This is a genomic window from Polynucleobacter necessarius, assembly GCF_900095215.1.
GTDB classification, from domain to species: Bacteria; Pseudomonadota; Gammaproteobacteria; order Burkholderiales; family Burkholderiaceae; genus Polynucleobacter; species Polynucleobacter necessarius_H.
In genome coordinates this window covers 745961-762153 of record NZ_LT606949.1, presented here as the reverse complement: position 1 = coordinate 762153, position 16193 = coordinate 745961, and the positions used below count along the sequence as shown (strand labels likewise).

The 16193-nt window shown below is 45.8% G+C and carries 11 protein-coding genes, 1 tRNA gene and 5 pseudogenes; 6 read left to right on the top strand and 11 right to left on the bottom strand.

Translation table 11 applies throughout. From position 1 onward, the window contains the following. Window positions 1–313: 313 nt before the first annotated feature. The 4 genes and pseudogenes from DXE35_RS04175 to DXE35_RS04160 form a co-directional block, all read right to left on the bottom strand. Window positions 314–1287, bottom strand: a pseudogene (locus DXE35_RS04175) (NAD(P)H-dependent flavin oxidoreductase). Further along, complete coding sequence (locus tag DXE35_RS04170; protein WP_114689669.1) at window positions 1284–1586, bottom strand: AMP-binding enzyme; 303 nt, start codon at window positions 1584–1586, stop codon at window positions 1284–1286. Before DXE35_RS04170 ends, DXE35_RS04175 begins: the two are co-directional and overlap by 4 nt. Window positions 1587–1596: 10 nt before the next feature. After that, window positions 1597–3373 (bottom strand): annotated as a pseudogene (locus DXE35_RS04165) (acyl-CoA dehydrogenase C-terminal domain-containing protein). Between the two features lie 164 nt (window positions 3374–3537). Next, the gene (locus DXE35_RS04160; protein ID WP_114690371.1) at window positions 3538–4071 is read right to left on the bottom strand and encodes a TetR/AcrR family transcriptional regulator; all 534 of its coding nucleotides are present in this window, start codon (window positions 4069–4071) and stop codon (window positions 3538–3540) included. A 242-nt stretch (window positions 4072–4313) separates the two neighbouring features. Between DXE35_RS04160 and DXE35_RS04155 the strand changes: the two genes are divergently transcribed. From DXE35_RS04155 to DXE35_RS04145, 5 genes and pseudogenes are all read left to right on the top strand, one after another. Next, on the top strand, window positions 4314–5039 hold the full coding sequence (locus DXE35_RS04155) for an outer membrane beta-barrel protein (RefSeq protein WP_114689668.1): 726 nt from the start codon (window positions 4314–4316) through the stop codon (window positions 5037–5039). A gap of 226 nt (window positions 5040–5265) precedes the next feature. Further along, window positions 5266–5931, top strand: a complete 666-nt coding sequence (locus tag DXE35_RS10950; RefSeq protein ID WP_197713964.1) for an AMP-binding protein — start codon at window positions 5266–5268, stop codon at window positions 5929–5931. Continuing rightward, window positions 5898–6389 (top strand): annotated as a pseudogene (locus DXE35_RS10945) (AMP-binding protein); the annotation flags it as partial. The gene DXE35_RS10950 and the pseudogene DXE35_RS10945, both read left to right, overlap by 34 nt. A gap of 258 nt (window positions 6390–6647) precedes the next feature. Then, window positions 6648–8989, top strand: a pseudogene (locus DXE35_RS09620) (3-hydroxyacyl-CoA dehydrogenase/enoyl-CoA hydratase family protein); the annotation flags it as partial. A gap of 17 nt (window positions 8990–9006) precedes the next feature. Beyond that, window positions 9007–10036, top strand: a pseudogene (locus tag DXE35_RS04145) (thiolase family protein). A 287-nt stretch (window positions 10037–10323) separates the two neighbouring features. Here the strand turns inward: DXE35_RS04145 and DXE35_RS04135 are convergent. The 3 genes from DXE35_RS04135 to DXE35_RS04125 form a co-directional block, all read right to left on the bottom strand. Next, complete coding sequence (locus DXE35_RS04135) at window positions 10324–10665, bottom strand: ElaB/YgaM/YqjD family protein (protein WP_114690370.1); 342 nt, start codon at window positions 10663–10665, stop codon at window positions 10324–10326. Between the two features lie 129 nt (window positions 10666–10794). Then, window positions 10795–11139 carry a Smr/MutS family protein gene (locus DXE35_RS04130; protein ID WP_231969998.1) on the bottom strand — a complete coding sequence of 115 codons (345 nt, stop codon included), beginning with the start codon at window positions 11137–11139 and terminating at the stop codon, window positions 10795–10797. Window positions 11140–11192: 53 nt separating this feature from the next. Beyond that, complete coding sequence (locus DXE35_RS04125) at window positions 11193–11492, bottom strand: hypothetical protein (protein ID WP_114689667.1); 300 nt, start codon at window positions 11490–11492, stop codon at window positions 11193–11195. A 371-nt stretch (window positions 11493–11863) separates the two neighbouring features. Here DXE35_RS04125 and DXE35_RS04120 point away from each other — a divergent pair, with 371 nt between their 5' ends. After that, complete coding sequence (locus DXE35_RS04120; RefSeq protein WP_114689666.1) at window positions 11864–12409, top strand: hypothetical protein; 546 nt, start codon at window positions 11864–11866, stop codon at window positions 12407–12409. A 61-nt stretch (window positions 12410–12470) separates the two neighbouring features. Here the strand turns inward: DXE35_RS04120 and DXE35_RS04115 are convergent. From DXE35_RS04115 to DXE35_RS04100, 4 genes are all read right to left on the bottom strand, one after another. Further along, window positions 12471–12565: transfer RNA gene (locus DXE35_RS04115), tRNA-Ser, on the bottom strand. 74 nt (window positions 12566–12639) lie between these two features. Continuing rightward, window positions 12640–13890: an aspartate kinase gene (locus tag DXE35_RS04110; protein WP_114689665.1), complete on the bottom strand. Its 1251-nt coding sequence runs from the start codon at window positions 13888–13890 to the stop codon at window positions 12640–12642. A 63-nt stretch (window positions 13891–13953) separates the two neighbouring features. After that, window positions 13954–15246 (bottom strand): tRNA lysidine(34) synthetase TilS, encoded by a 1293-nt coding sequence (tilS, locus tag DXE35_RS04105; protein WP_114689664.1) that lies wholly within the window; start codon window positions 15244–15246, stop codon window positions 13954–13956. Next, window positions 15212–16183, bottom strand: coding sequence for an acetyl-CoA carboxylase carboxyltransferase subunit alpha (locus tag DXE35_RS04100; protein WP_114689663.1), 972 nt, complete (start codon window positions 16181–16183; stop codon window positions 15212–15214). The genes tilS and DXE35_RS04100 overlap by 35 nt, the downstream gene beginning before the upstream one ends. Between the last annotated feature and the right edge of the window lie 10 nt (window positions 16184–16193).

The following is a 16193-nucleotide window of genomic DNA, read 5'->3' as shown; positions in this document are numbered from 1 at the left end:
AATAAGGGATTTATTCGGATCTCGAGGGATATGTTCTAGACCCTTGATTTGCGAATCAATCCCACACAGTAAAGATAAAACCTGCTCGATTAATTGACAACACACAACACCGATGTTGTAACTCGTACGAGTGGTAGTAAAAGGAAGTGCCAGTATAATTATACTGGCAAAAATAGTGACGGACGTAAAGCCAAATAGATAAAACAGTAGTGAGTGTAGCCAAAGAATCACGATGAGGATTTTATCTTGCGTAAAGCAGCTAAATAATTTAATAAAGTAGTAACCACCCCATTATTTTTATATTAGGCGCTCATTAGCCAAGCAAGCGCTTTTTAGCTGCTAGGTATCCCATCTCCAGCCGATCAACAATTTGCGCAACACTAGGAACACCTGCGATTAGACCAACACCTTGACCAGCACCCCAGATATCCTTCCAAGCCTTGCACTAGCACCATCTTTGCCTGCTTGAGACAGTTTTGCGAAAGCCTGCGGATCGCCTTCTGGCAAATTGGCTGGGTCTAAGCCGGCATTCAGGATACTTTGCTTAATATAGTTTCCATGAATACCCGTGAAATGATCCGTATACACAATATCGGCTGCTTGAGCGTTCACGATGGCCTGCTTATATTGCTCACTAGCATACGTTTCTTGACTAGCGATAAACCGGGTACCCATATAAGCAAAATCTGCGCCCATGGCTTGTGCAGCCAATACCGCATCACCTGTAGAAATTGCTTCAGATAATACAAGCGGTCCTTTAAATATCTGTCTGACCTCGCCAACTAAAGCAAATGGCGAGAGACTTCCCGCATGACCACCCGCTCCAGCAGCCACTAATATCAAGCCATCTACACCAGCCTCTAACGCTTTTTCAGAATGGCGAATACTAATGACATCATGCAACACGAGGCCACCATAACTATGAACGGCATCAATAATCTCTTTAACTGGCGCCCTGAGACTGGTGATGTAAATGGGAATGCGGTGTTTGATGCAGGAGTGCATATCCTGCTCTAACCGTGCATTAGACACATGTACGATTTGATTTACAGCTAATGGACCGACCTTCGCGCTGGGATTTGCTTTTTGATACTGTGCAAGCTGGACTTGAATTTGACTTAACCAGTCATCCAGCATTTCTTGAGGTCTGGCATTCAGAGCGGGAAATAACCCCACAATTCCTGCCTTACACTCGGCAAGCACCCACTCCGTGTAACTCACGGTAAACATCGGCGCCGAAATTATCGGCAAACGTAGATCCTGCAGTATTTTGGGAATATGACTCATAAATCCCTTAACTCGCGTCTTAAGATTTTTCCAACATTAGTCTTAGGCAAATCGTTGCGGAACACAATATGTTTAGGGCGCTTGTAATTGGTGATATTTTCTTTGCAGTAGGCCAATATCATCTCCTCTGTTAAAGATGAATCCCATTTAACAATGAATGCCTTGACTGCCTCGCCAGAATCTTCATCAGGCACGCCGCTGACAGGTAAGCCAACATTAATGCATTGAGCGGCAAGTTGCGCGCCCATGACACCGGCGCCGAGAATGGCTACTTTTTTAATGATCTTGTTTTCACTCATGGTTCATCTTTCAGAAAAAATCAGCAGGCATTGCCATTAATGGTTTCGAGCCAGCGCGAGCCTGGCGGATCAACATCGCAGTTTCAGGTAAGAGTTTGGCAAAGTAAAAGCGGGCGGTCGCCAATTTCGCTTCATAGAAGGGGTCATCACTTGATTTATTGGCTAAGGCAATTTTGGCCATGCAAGCAAAAAGATATGAATAGATCAAGTGACCAACAACACGTAGATAGAGAACAACCTCGGCGCCGACTTCTTCATGATTCATCATCGCCTTCATGCCGATTTCTTTGGTGAGCTTTTCCACTTTCACGGCAATATCGGCAAGAGGGTCAATAAATTCCTGCATCTCTTTGCGAACACCTTCATCTTCAATAAATTGCTCAATGATCTTGCCGAATTTAGTGAGTTTTTTTGCCCATATCCCCAAGCACCTTGCGGCCCAGGAGATCGAGTGATTGCATCGTATTGGTGCCTTCGTAAATCATATTGATGCGGGCATCGCGAACATATTGCTCCATACCCCATGCGGTGATGCAACCATGACCACCAAATACTTGCATACCATCATTGGTAGCAATAAAAGCATTATCAGTGAGGAAGGCTTTAATAATTGGAGTTAGTAGGGCAACCATTGCACCGGTTTCCTTGCGAACCTTCTCGTCTGGATGATTGTGTTCCGTATCAATCATGAGGGCAATCCAATAGGAGAAGACTCTACCAGCCTCCGCATAAGCTCTTTGTGTGATCAGCATTCTGCGCACATCAGAATGGGCAATAATAGGATCCGCAGCCTTTTCGGGTGCTTTAGTTCCGGTTAAGCTGCGCATCTGTAAGCGTTCTTTGGCGTAAGCGACAGAGTTTTGATAGGCAATGTCAGTCAACCCAAGACTTTGCATGCCCACCTGCATTCATCATGACAAACATGGCGTTTCAACCCTTGTGGGGTTCACCAACCAGAGTGCCAATTGCGCCATCAAAGTTCATTACGCAAGTGGCATTGCCATGGATGCCCATCTTATGTTCAAGCGAACCGCAAGAAACCGCATTAGAGTCTCCAAGCGATCCATCAGCAGCAATCTTCAATTTAGAAACCGCAAATAGGGAGATGCCTTTGCTGCCAATCGGTGAGTATGGCAAGAGTGCTAGTACGAGATGAACAATATTTTCTGCGAGATCATGATCTCCGCTAGAAATAAAAATCTTAGTTCCAGTGATCGCATAAGTACCATCAGATTGGGGTTCCGCTTTGGTCTTTAATAAGCCAAGATCAGTGCCACAATGTGGTTCCGTTAAACACATAGTCCCAGTCCATTCGCCGGAAACTAATTTTTCTAAATAAGTCTTTTTTTGCTCATCTGTACCATGAGCATGTAAGCACTCGTAAGCGCCATGTGATAGCCTGGATACATCGTCCAGGATTGATTATCGGAGTTCAGGGTTTCATAAAGAACTGTGTTCAAGAGTTGTGGCAATTCTTGGCCACCATACTCAGGGTCACAGGACAAAGCAGGCCAACCACCAGCAACATATTGTTCATACGCCTGCTTAAAGCCACTGGGTGTAGTAACTGAGCCATCATCATCACGTGTGCAGCCTTCTTTATCGCCTATTTGATGCAGAGGAAAGGCAATCTCGCTCGCAAATTTACCCGCCTCTTCAATGGTCTGATTGATAGTGTCTTTATCGACATCTTGATGGGCTGGCAAAGCAGAAAATGCTTTACAAGCATCGAGCAGCTCATGAATAACAAAGTGAATATAACGAAGAGGGGGGCTGTATTGAGGCATATGAGATCCGAATGAAGTATGGAGTAATTAATAAAAAATGAAAAAATTCAATAAAAAAATTATTTTTTTCTAGTTTGATGTGTCAGACAAATATTTTTAATGAGCTTGTTTGCTAACGTAATACTCTTGGGGTTTTGTAAAAATCTGGAGTCGTGATGCACGCCTCAAACAATGCTGTAAAGATTGAAGAGCATTTCTTGTGGAACAACGGTTTTTTTAAGATGTCCGGCAGCAATAGACTCTTTAATGGCTCGCAACAAGGCGGAGCGCCAGTCTTCTACGCTACGAATGAGCTCATCGCCAACAATCCCGGGGCGATCATCAAATTCAGCGGCGCCTGCGATAAAGAAGCAGCTAGAAGTGTTTTCACCAACACTAATCTTGAGCCATGCATCAATCATGTGACGCAAGCGAGACAATCCTTTTGCTTTAGTTAGAGCAGGGGCGAAGACGATCGCTGAAAAATATTCGTAATACTTGCGAATCACTTCAATCTGCAGTTCTTCGCGTGAGCCAAAGCGGGCAAAGACACCGCTCTTGCTCATGCTTACTGAGTCGGCTAAGTGACCAATTGTGATCCCTGCCAAGCCGGACTTGCTGGCTATTTCAAGTGCAACTTGCAATATGGTCGACTTAGTTGCCAAACCTTTCTTGGATTCAGTGGAGGCAATCGAGTGGGTAGGCCTTATATCAAGCATGGGCATTAAGAAATTATCTTCTCTGTTGTAAAAATAATACGATCTTTACATTACAATAAATTCCTACAACGTTAAATTCTCATCCTATGGGTCTTAAAGCGTGTTTGTCCATAAAAGGACCAGTAAATTTATTGCGATGCAAAACAAATAAAGGAAAAACCCGAGATACAAACCGAATTGAAATTAAATAAGATGCACCGAGTTGTTACAGATTTATTACAAAATAAAACATAGGAAAACACATGAAAACAGTAAAGATTAGTGCCTTGGTTTTAGCAATGGCTGGTGTATTCGCAACGAGTGCCAATGCACAGTCAGCCAAGACAAATGCGTGGGAAGGTGCTTACGGGCAAGTCTCAGTCGGTTATGGATCATTCACGCCTAATATCGGCGGTGGAAGTGCATCAAACATCCCATTGTTGCGCGGAGGCCCTACTGGAAGCGTTTCTTCATCTGCGGATAATGTTAATACTGGAACCGACAATATTGGAGTGGGCTATAACTTTGGCATTAATAGTGATTTTGTTTTAGGCATTAGTGCGGCTTATTACCCTGGAGCAAGTTCTTCTGCGCCGGGGGCATTTACTACCTATCCAGTCAATGGAGGCGGTGCATCCAGTATTGCAGCTGTTCAATATAACGTTAAAAATTTATACAGCGTCACACTTAATCCTGGTTATGTGATAGATAAGGACCGACTGGTATATGCAAAAGTTGGCTATACAGGAACAACTATTGGGCTTAATGGGCCAACTTTAGCCTACTCAACAGTTAATTTAGGTGGTTATACCCTCGGCTTGGGCTATAAGCAGATGGTTGCCCAATCCATCTACCTGCTGGGTGAGTTTAATTACGCAAGCTACTCCACAAAAAATCCAGTACTTACGAATACCAGCGGCGTAAATTTAACCGCCCCAATTAGCGGTACTGGTATCGATTTCTTGGTTGGCGTAGGCTACCGTTTCTAATTTTTTGTCTGCATCAAAAGTCACAGCCCTCTGTATGTAGAGGGCTTTTTCTTTTCGACTTAATGTATCGCTGTGTTTAGAATGGGTCTTGCAGATTTAATAATCTGAATACAAATAAAAATAGATTGAGACTGGAAATAACTAGATGGTGAATCCCTCATAAACAAACTACCCTGAAGGTGTGCCTCATGAGGTAGATATCTCGGTATACTCATCCTTGCTGGATATGTTCGAGGAATCATTTGAATGTTTCCCCAATCGCCGTGCTTGTGAATACCTCGACAAGTTTATGACTTATCGGGAACTTGACCGGCACTCAAAACACTTCGCCTCCTACCTGCAGAGTTTAGGGCTGAAGCCGGGCTCTCGAGTCGCAATCATGTTGCCTAATGTATTGCAGTTTCAGATTGCGATGTTGGGTGTGTTGCGCGCCGGTTTTGTAGTTGTCAACGTCGATCCTTTATATATCGCGCGTGAGTTGGAATACCAGCTCAAGGATAGTGGTGCATCAGCCATTGTTATCTTAGAAAATTTTGCTCATGTTGATCAGCAAATTTCCGCTAGCGTTCCCCTAAGGAAAGTAATGGTTACTTCGCTTGGTGAGATGATTGGCATGAAGGGTGTGGTCGTGAATTTTGTCGTACGCAATGTGAAGAGGTTAGTGCCCGCCCGGGATTTGCCTGACCATATTACCTTTAATGAGGCATTAAGTGAGGGCAGTCGCTCTCGTTGGAGTAAGCCCAGCACTTCTTTGAATGACATTGCATTTCTTCAGTACACCGGTGGCACTACAGGCTTATCTACAGGTGCTATTTTGCTGCACAGAAATATTCTGTCTAACGTCATTCAGACAGAGTTATGGCTAGAGCCTGGCCTCAAGCGCAAAAAATAGATCAGTTGGTGTTCTTGTGCGCGTTGACTATGTATCACAGCTTCGCATTAACAGCGTGTGCGGTACTGGGCATGCACAAGGATTGCTTACTCATCTTAGTGCCCAATCCTCGCGATTTTGATGGGCTCATTAGGTTATTAAAGAAACACCCTGATATCAATATTTTCCCTGGAGTAAACACTTTATTTAATGCCTTGCTCCACAAGCCAGAATTTGCTTCAGTAAAGCTTCCTAATATCTTGGCTACTATCGGTGGCCGCATGGCAATGCAAAAGGTGGTGGTAGCCGATCAATGGCAGAAAGCCACTGGCGCGCCAATCTCTGAAAGTTATGGCCTATCCGAAACTTCACCTGTAGCTTGTGTTAATTCTCCTTTGATTGAAAGTTTTACGGGTTATATCGGTTTGCCAGTTTCCGGTACGGAAGTTTTAATTTTGAGCGATGATGGTATTGACGTGCCTTTGGGCACTCCTGGTGAGATCTGTATTCGGGGTCCACAAGTTATGGCTGGTTACTGGAATAAACCAGAGGAGACGAAGAATGTCATGACATCCGATGACTTCTTTAAATCAGGCGATATCGGCATCATGAATGCCGATGGCTACACCAAAATCGTTGATCGCAAAAAAGACATGGTTTTGGTTTCTGGATTTAACGTCTACCCGAATGAGGTGGAGGAGGTTCTATCTCTTATTCCGGGTGTCTTAGAGTGCGCTGTCGTGCTATTTGACCTCCCAGGGAAAGCCGAAGATGACAAGCCAGTCTCCAAAAATGCGATTGCCATCAAAGCCATCGAGAATCTCAAAACAACGCAAGCCAGCTCCCTTGGGCTTAGCTAGTAATGCCAATTTGATTCAAGCAGCAAACTATGACGATGACCTAGGCTTGCTGGCTGATTGCGACCTCATCATCGAAGCGATTGCAGAACGTCTTGATTGGAAACACGCCCTATATGAAAAAGTAGCGCCCCACATTCCGGCGCATGCGCTGTTTGCCACCAATACTTCTGGACTGCCAATTGGTGAACTCGCTAAAGGATTCTCGGGCGACTTGCAGAAGCGTTTCTGTCGTGTGGACTTTTTTCATCCACCGCGTTACATGCATTTGCTAGAACTTATTCCAGCAACAGACACTGATCCCGCTGTTCTAGATGCCTTAGAAACATTTATGACCTCTACCATGGGTAAAGGTGTTGTGCGAGCCAAGGATACACCTAACTTTATTGGTAATCGCGTTGGCGTGTTCTCCATCTTAGCGGTATTTGCTGAGGCTCAAAAGTTTGGCCTTTGGTTTGATGAGGTAGATGCGATTACCGGCAGCAAACTTGGATGTGCTAAATCGGCCACCTTTAGAACAAGCGATGTGGTTGGCCTAGATACGATGGCTCACGTCATCAAGACAATGGAGAACTCTTTGCAGAGGGATCCATGCTCAACGCTATTTAAGACCCCGGATGTAGTTACACAACTGATCGCTAAAGGCGCGCTGGGTCAGCAAACCAAAGCAGGCTTTTATCGTAAAGAGGGTAAGAATGTTCTCGTGCTTGATGCCGCTACCGCTGAATACAAGCCATCTACCGCAACAATTGAGCCCTTGATTGAACGCATTCTGAAAAAGCCGATTGCTGAGCGACTTGAGCTACTCAGAGAGACCGATGAGCCTCAAGCACCATTCTTATGGGCCATCTATCGCGACATTTTCCATTACTGCGCGATTCACCTGGGCGATATTGCCCAAGCAGCCCGAGAAATTGATTTTGCGATGCGCTGGGGTTATGGCTGGGATAAAGGCCCATTTGAAGATTGACAAGCTGCCGGAGTAACGCAGGTAGCCAATTGGATTACAGAGGATATTGATGCGGGCAAAACGCTTAGCAAAGAACCTTTGCCAGCATGGCTGTTGAACGGACCTGTAGCGGAGAAGCAAGCCTTTCATACTCCCGAAGGCTCATGGTCTGCATCTGAAAATAAATACGTACTACGGTCTAATTTGCCGGTGTATCAGAAGCAAGTATTTAGAGCACCACTACTGGGCGATGGATCACCTGACCCTAAAACCACTGGCACTACCGTTTATGAAAATCCCGATCTGCGTGCCTGGGTAGATGAAACTTAGCCTGATGTACTAATCGCCTCATTCAAATCCAAAATGAATACCGTTAGTCATGATGTGCTGAATGGTATTCAAAAAGCAATTGAAAGTGCCGAAGCCAGTTACGCAGGTCTAGTGATTTGGCAACCAAGCTCACTAAAACTGGGTACACCTGGCGGCCCATTCTCCGCCAGCGCTAATTTAGCAGCCGCCTTGCCAATGGTGATGCAAGGTGGGCCTGCTGCCGTTGAACCTTTTGTCAAACTTTTCCAAGACACCATGATGCGCGTGAAGTACTCACAAGTTCCTGTGATTTGCGCGGTATCGGGCATCGCCCTTGGTGGGGGTTGCGAGCTAATTATGCAATCAGCACGCAGAGTAGCTGCAATTGAAAGTGACATTGGCCTTGTTGAGGTGGGTGTTGGATTGCTCCCAGCTGGTAGTGGCCTTAAAGAGGCGGCTATGCGCGCCGCACAAGGCGTAGCGCTTGCTGGCAATACCAATTACTTGGATTTCACAAAAGCCGCTTTTGAAAATGCGGCAATGGCTACAGTTTCTTCGTCAGCTCAAGAAGCCATGAAGATGCCTTATTTACAAAAAGGCGACATTATTGTGCCAAACGTATATGAGCTACTTTCTCTGGCGCAAAGCCAAGTGCAGGCAATGCGCTACGCTGGCTATAGACCACCTATACCGGCGTTGATACCGGTTGGCGGAAGATCTGTGGCGGCTACGGTCATTGGTCAGGTAGTTGATATGCGCGATGGCGGCTTTATCTCCGAGCATGATGCGTTTATCGCCAACAAGATTATTGCCATCATTACAGGCGGCGATGTCGATGCTGGAACCCTGGTGACCGAAGACTGGCTACTCAAATTAGAGCGTCAAGCCTTTGTTGAACTGATTGGTTAAGGCCATAGAACGCATCATGGGCATTCTCCAAAACGGCAAGCCGGTTCGCAACTAATTTACTGAGATATCACTATGAAACATATCCAAGACGCATACATTGTTTCAGCCACTCGCAGTGCTGTTGGCAGAGCTGGACGTGGTGCCTTACAAAATACTCGCCCAGATGATTTGCTGGGCAATGCACTTCCACATATCTTGACGCAAGTTCCCAGCCTTGACACCAAGGTGATTGAGGATGCGATTATTGGTTGCGCTATGCCAGAAGCACAACAAGGCTTGAATGTGGCCCGCATCGGACTTCTCTTAGGAGGCCTGCCCAATACCGTAGGTGGTATTACCGTCAACCGCTTTTTCTCATCTGGCTTGAATGCCATTGCAATGGCAGCCGATGGCATTCGGTTTGGCGAGGCGGATGTCATGATCGCTGGAGGCATGGAATCCATAAGCATGGTTCCCATTGGTGGCAATACCCCATCTATATCACCCGAAATCTTTATAGGCGATGAAAATATTGGAATTGCCTGTGGCATGGGTTTAACCGCTGAAAAAGTAGCGCAACAATGGAAGATTAGCCGCGAAGATCAAGATGCCTTTGCCTATCAGTCACATCAAAAGGCCATGGCTGCTCAAGCTGCTGGTGAATTTAATTCTGAAATCTTTTCTGTCAAAGTAGCTGATCGCTCTATGAATCTGGATCGGGGTCAGGTAGATATTCAGTGGCGTGAATTTTCCAAAGATGAAAGTCCGCGCATTGACACTTCGCTTGAAGGTTCAGCAAAGCTGCAATCTCCTTTTGCAGCAAAAGGCAGCGTTACCGCTGGAAATAGCTCGCAAACCTCTGATGGTGTTGGCGCACCGATTCTAGCCAGTGGCAGCTTTTGCCGCCCAGTCCTTGGCGGTTACTCGCGATCTCAGCCTAGACCAAAGCAAGGTAAATCCCTTAGGCAGTGCGATTGCCATTGGACATCCATTGGGTGCTACTGGAGCCATTCGTGCCGCGACTGCTATACACGCCTTACAACGACGCAATCTAAAGCACGCTATGGTTACTATGTGCGTTGGAACCAGTATGGGTGCTGCCGGCATTTTTGAACGCTGTTAATTACCTTTTCCCCGGGAACTATCTTGATTGCAAAACAACTACTCGCCGCATGAGCCTGCTTAATCAGTTTCCCAGCTGTAAATCACAATCAACAATGCCAACATGACCAGGCCAAAAAAAAATAAGAAAAACAAGGCGCCAATAATCATGACCAGCAAATTGATAAATTTGCTTCTAGCAATTTGGACATCAAGTGATAAAAGCTCTCAACGGGTTTGGGCAATAGATGCCCCAGTTGAAGCTAAACTTTTGATTGAGGAAAGTAGGCTGTATTGGGACATAAGAGCCTAGCGACGACGAATAAATAGACCAATCAACAAGCCCAGACCTGCAGCAACACCAACAGCCTCCCAAGGGTTCCGATGCAAAAAATCATCCGCGCCTTCAGCAGCTACCTTAGCCTTATCGAGCAACTTGCCCTCTACATTGGACAAACTCTCCTTGGCGCCAGCCAGAGTCGCTAAGGCCTTGTTACGAATGGAGCCAATTGCCTCACCAGGATGATCCTCAGTAGCTTTAATTAAGGCCTCCGCATCCGCCATGAAGGATTTGAATTCACCTATTAAGCTTTCTGCGCTAACCTGCTTGTCGCCATGATCGATCGAATGATCCAGTTTCTTCGTTGTCATAAATTGCATTCATAATGAATATAAGGCAGTAATTGTGCACAACCCTATTCTAAGCACTTCTCGCCTGAGCCCCTAGTAATAGGACCGTCATACCGGCATTTCCTTCCTTAAAGCGCTTGAGATAAGACTTTAGACCAGGACGTCTTTGAGTAAGGTGTAATAGACTGCACTTCCATAAGCCACATCTTCACCGACGTGATATTCATCTACCCTGTCGGAATAGCGATTATTTTCCAGCGCGTCATGAATAGCCCATTTAATTCGACCACCCTCCCCGCTAGATCCATATCTATGAATTAACACAATAGCCTTAATACCAACCTCCAGCGACTTCCGTAAATAATCCGCTAGCCGCTCCAAAGCCTCTTCAACATAAGGCCCATCTTGTTTGATATTTAGTTCAATAGTGTCTGAACTTAAGATGGGAAAATCTACAGAACCGCAATGCGGACACTGATTAAACAATGCCCGCATATTCCCGCAGTCAGGACATTCCACCTTATTGGCCAAAGCTGACTACTGATCTTTTAAGAGCAGTACTTACCTTCTAGACTTCTAGTATCAGTCGACTTATCGTCAACCATCATATTTAAGGTCTTTTGCGCAAGATCGCGATTTTCTGGAGTCTTCAAACTTGCGTTAATTAAAGTTGAAACATCCTTGCGAATTGAAGTATTGCCATAACGCAAACCTTTCAATGTAGATACCGCTTCAGCGGATATCTTGCACTGCTGATTTACCAACTCAGAAGAATCTGACGGCTGCGTATTGGCATACGCAAACGCAGCTACGGCAATTGATACGACTGCTAATAGAGTCTTTTTCATCTTAGTTCCTTATTTTGTGACCACATGTTGGACAACAACCCACTTCCTTTGCTCTGGTCTTTCTAAGAGCGGCATACACACTGGATTCTGAAATCTGCATCTTTCTGGCCGCTTCCGCAGCAGTCAGACCCTTCCCAACCCACTCCAAGGCTTGATGTGTTTTTGGTATTTGTCTCTTCATTTCATCTCCCAGTCCTATAACTATAACACAACTTCTGAAGTTGTGAAGTATAGTAAATGACTAGTGAGATACTCTAATGACAAAAATCAATTGGACTGAGGTCTTCAGCCTTTAAGAACATAGGCGGCGAATAAGAAAGCGGGGTCTTTACCTGGAAATAGCATGATTTGTGGAACTTAGGGAGTTTTATATGCATCGAATCATCTATCGACTTGTTTTATTGCTAGCCATCAGCGCCAGCCTAGTTGCTTGTAATCACAATGACAGAAAAATTAGCGGCTGGGAAATCAATGATGTCTATCACTCAACCATCATTACACCCAACTCCAATGGTGGAAAAACCTATCAAGGCCATCCTATCAATACGATGGATGAAGCCAACACTTATGAGATGTTTAGTCTTAAGGCCGATCAATCAACGCAAGGCGCAAAGACTTACGAACTTCTCGCACAGCTGACTTATTTTTCACAATGGCGTTACTACGATTCCGCATCACAAGAAGGCGCTCCAGCTACTACATTTAAAGCAGTGGGCAGAGAAGCTGGTGCGTGCGGTGACAGAGGATGCATCTTCAGGGAAGTGGTTTCTATTCAGTTGAGTGAGACTGTCTTAAAGGATCGCATCAAGAAGGGTTTCATCATCACCCTCTCTTCTAAAACTGGTATGAAGACCGAATTGTTTGTGCCACCGCAATATATTCAGGGGTATATGCAGGCAGTGAATGGAGTTAACTAATTTCCAATTTCGGATTTGACAATAAATAAAGCGGTCTGGGACTCCTTTATTTTTTAAGTACTGGCGGAGACGAGAGGATTCGAACCTCCGATCAGAGTTTTAGCCCCGATGCTCCCTTAGCAGGGGAGTGCCTTCGACCAGCTCGGCCACGCCTCCGTACTTTTCTTACTATTACAATGCCCCATAGTTTAACGGATAACCGCTTCTGAGGGGTTTATTGCTCGTTTTGCTTACTTTTGATCCAACTCAAATGCCTTATGTAAGGCACGTACAGCCAATTCCATGTATTTCTCATCAATTACTACTGAGATCTTGATTTCACTAGTTGAGATCATCAGGATATTGATGCCCTCTTCCGACAAAGTGCGGAACATCTTGCTGGCGATACCAACATGAGAGCGCATACCAACGCCCACTACTGACACTTTAGATGCCTTTGGATCGCCAGAGATTTCTTTTGCTTCAATGTGAGCTTGAACTGTGTTCTTGAGCAAATCAAGTGCTTTTTGATAATCAGAGCGTGGTAGTGTGAATGTGAAGTCGGTCTTGCCTTCAACGGATTGATTCTGAATGATGATGTCCACATCAATGTTGGCATCCGCAATTGGACCCAGAATTTGATAGGCAATACCTGGGCGATCAGGAACTCCGAGAACGGTAATCTTCGCTTCATCACGCGCAAAGGCGATGCCGGAAATAACTGCGGCTTCCATAGTGCTGTCCTCTTCAAATGTAATCAAGGTGCCCGACTTCATCTCTTGGTCTAAAGGCATCAAAGGGTCTGTCAAGGAAGACAGAACCCGGGTTTTAACTTTGTACTTACCTGCAAATTCAACTGAACGAATCTGCAACACTTTTGAACCTAAGCTAGCCATTTCTAGCATCTCCTCAAAAGTAATCTTATCTAGGCGACGTGCATCTTCGCAAACACATGGGTCAGTTGTATAAACACCATCAACGTCTGTGTAGATTAGACACTCATCCGCCTTCAAGGCTGCAGCCATCGCTACCGCGGATGTGTCGGAACCGCCACGACCTAATGTCGTAATGTTGCCATTCGGATCAACACCCTGAAAACCAGTCACCACTACAGCGCGACCCGCATCAAGATCGGCCAAGATTTTTTTATCATCAATACTCTTAATTCGCGCTTTGGTAAATGATGAGTCGGTATGCACCGTGACTTGCCACCCAGCGTAGCTCACTGCGTCAATACCTTCACGCATGAGTCCCAGCGCCAACAAACCGGAGCTCACTTGCTCACCAGTAGAAGCAATTTGATCTAACTCGCGTGGATTAGCTTCGGGATTAATTTCTTTTGCAAGGCCGAGCAAGCGATTGGTTTCGCCGGACATGGCAGAAGGCACAACCACCACTTGGTGGCCAGCACGCATCCATTTCGCAACGCGCTTAGCAACATTCGCAATGCGCTCCGTTGAGCCCATTGAGGTGCCGCCATATTTATGAACGATAAGAGCCATAAAAACCGTCTATATTTAACTATCTGTGACAGGGAAATAAATCCCTGAGGATCTCAAAAGGGCTTATTTTACAGGGTTTTGCACCCATTCTGGGAGCACCCGCCTGCCGGAGGAAACCAGATGCGGGTAGCTGAGTCCAATACCCGCCACAGCGATCAATTCTTCATGGATATAGAGCAAGGGGGCCTGACGCTCCCAAGGCGGCATATCGGCCTCTTGGTAGAGGTTTTTGAGGGTTTTACGAGGGGTCTTGGGTTTAATTTGAATCTTCTCCGAACCCAAACGCTTTCTCAGACTAATTTGATTATTGTCTTGTGCTTGTTTAACCCAATCCGCTGGCAAGCCCAATTGTTTGGATTTGGCCGGGATTGTTTTTAAACTCCACCGCCCTTCTTCCACATTGCCGACCTGAAGCATGCCACACCAACAGTAGATTTTTCTTTCATCATGCGACCACTCCAGTCTGGCATCCGCTTTGGCTTTCTCGAGATCTCGCCACCAAGCTTGTAAGCGCTCTTGGGATGGCATCCCCAATTGTTGAGTTTGCAACCAATACCGAAACACATTGTTCGCGGCCGGCAAGTCACGCTTCGCTAAAGCGAGCAGTGGCTCCACCTTGATTTGCTCCTGATGCAAGAGTGCTTTACCATCCTGCTGCGCTAAGCGATTCAAAAGCGTTTGCGCCTCACCCAAGAGTTCCGCACTGCGCGCCATGTTTGCCAGCGCTTCTGGCTGAATCTTTTCTAACGCGGGGATAATCTTTTTGCGTAAGGCATTACGTCGGTATTGAGTATCTTGATTGCTAGGATCCTCAATCCACTTGAGCTTATGTTCTTTGGCGTAAGTCTCTAACTCTTGCTTACTTTGATTTAAGAGTGGCCGCCAAAGGGTAATATTTTGCTTGCCTGAGAGTTCCCTGCTAATCGGCATCCCAGATAAGCCGGCAACGCCAGACCCCCTGAGAAGTTGGAGAAGAACCGTTTCAGCCTGATCATTTTGGTGATGCGCTAAGAGTAAATCTTCCACGCCATATTCTTCACAAAGATCTACGAGAGCCTCGTAGCGTCCCACTCTTGCGCGCGCTTCAATATTTCCTTTGGTCTCTTCGGTGCTGAGATGAAGCAGTCTAAAATCAAAATGAATCTGATATTTTTTGGCGAGCTTCTCACAAAAAATTAACCAATCATCCGCTTGTTTTTGCAAACCATGATGAATATGGAATGCATAGATCTGATTTTTAGCTTGCGCTTTGCAAACACTGTCGAGTAACACAACTGAATCGAGGCCACCGCTAAGGGCAACCGCAATTCGTTTACTCAGTTTAGGGTTTTGCTGCGATTTCCTTGAACTTGCCATAACTCATCAAACGCTCATGACGACGATGTAGTAATGCATCTACTTTCATGCCGTCAAAAGTTTTTAAGGATTCAACAAGTGCCTTGCGCATATTGCTCATCATATTGTCGTAATCGCGATGCGCGCCACCAATAGGCTCAGCCACGATCTTATCAATGAGACCCAAAGCCTTTAAGCGCTGCGCTGTAAGGCCGAGCTGCTCAGCCGCCTCAGGCGCCTTATCAGCCGTCTTCCAAAGGATAGAAGCGCAACCTTCCGGTGAGATCACTGAGTAGGTGGAATTTTGCAGCATCAGCACTACGTCACCCATGGCAATTGCCAATGCGCCGCCAGAACCACCTTCGCCAATGATGGTGGCGATAATCGGAACTTCGAGCTCCGCTTGCACATATAAATTGCGACCAATCGCTTCTGATTGATTACGCTCTTCCGCATCGATACCAGGAAATGCACCTGGGGTATCCACAAAAGTGAAAAGCGGGATGCCAAACTTTTCCGCCAGACGCATCAAACGCATCGCTTTGCGATAGCCCTCGGGACGACTCATGCCAAAATTTCTGAGAGCACGCTCTTTAGTATCGCGCCCCTTCTGGTGACCAATCACCATGCAGGGCTGATTTTCAAAACGGGCTAAGCCGCCGATGATGGATTGATCATCTGCGAAAGTACGATCACCATGCAATTCATGGAAGTCGGTAAATAAGGCGCCAACATAATCCAAAGTGTAAGGACGCTGTGGATGACGCGCTACTTGAGAAACTTGCCAAGGAGTGAGATTGGCGTAAACATCTTTAGTGAGTTGCTGACTTTTCTCAGCAAGCGTTTTGATCTCATCGGAGATGTCTACCGATGATTCGTCTTGAACAAAACGCAGCTCTTCAATCTTTGACTCTAATTCGGCTATTTGCTGCTCAAAATCCAGGAAAATCGTTTTCATAGGCTGATTT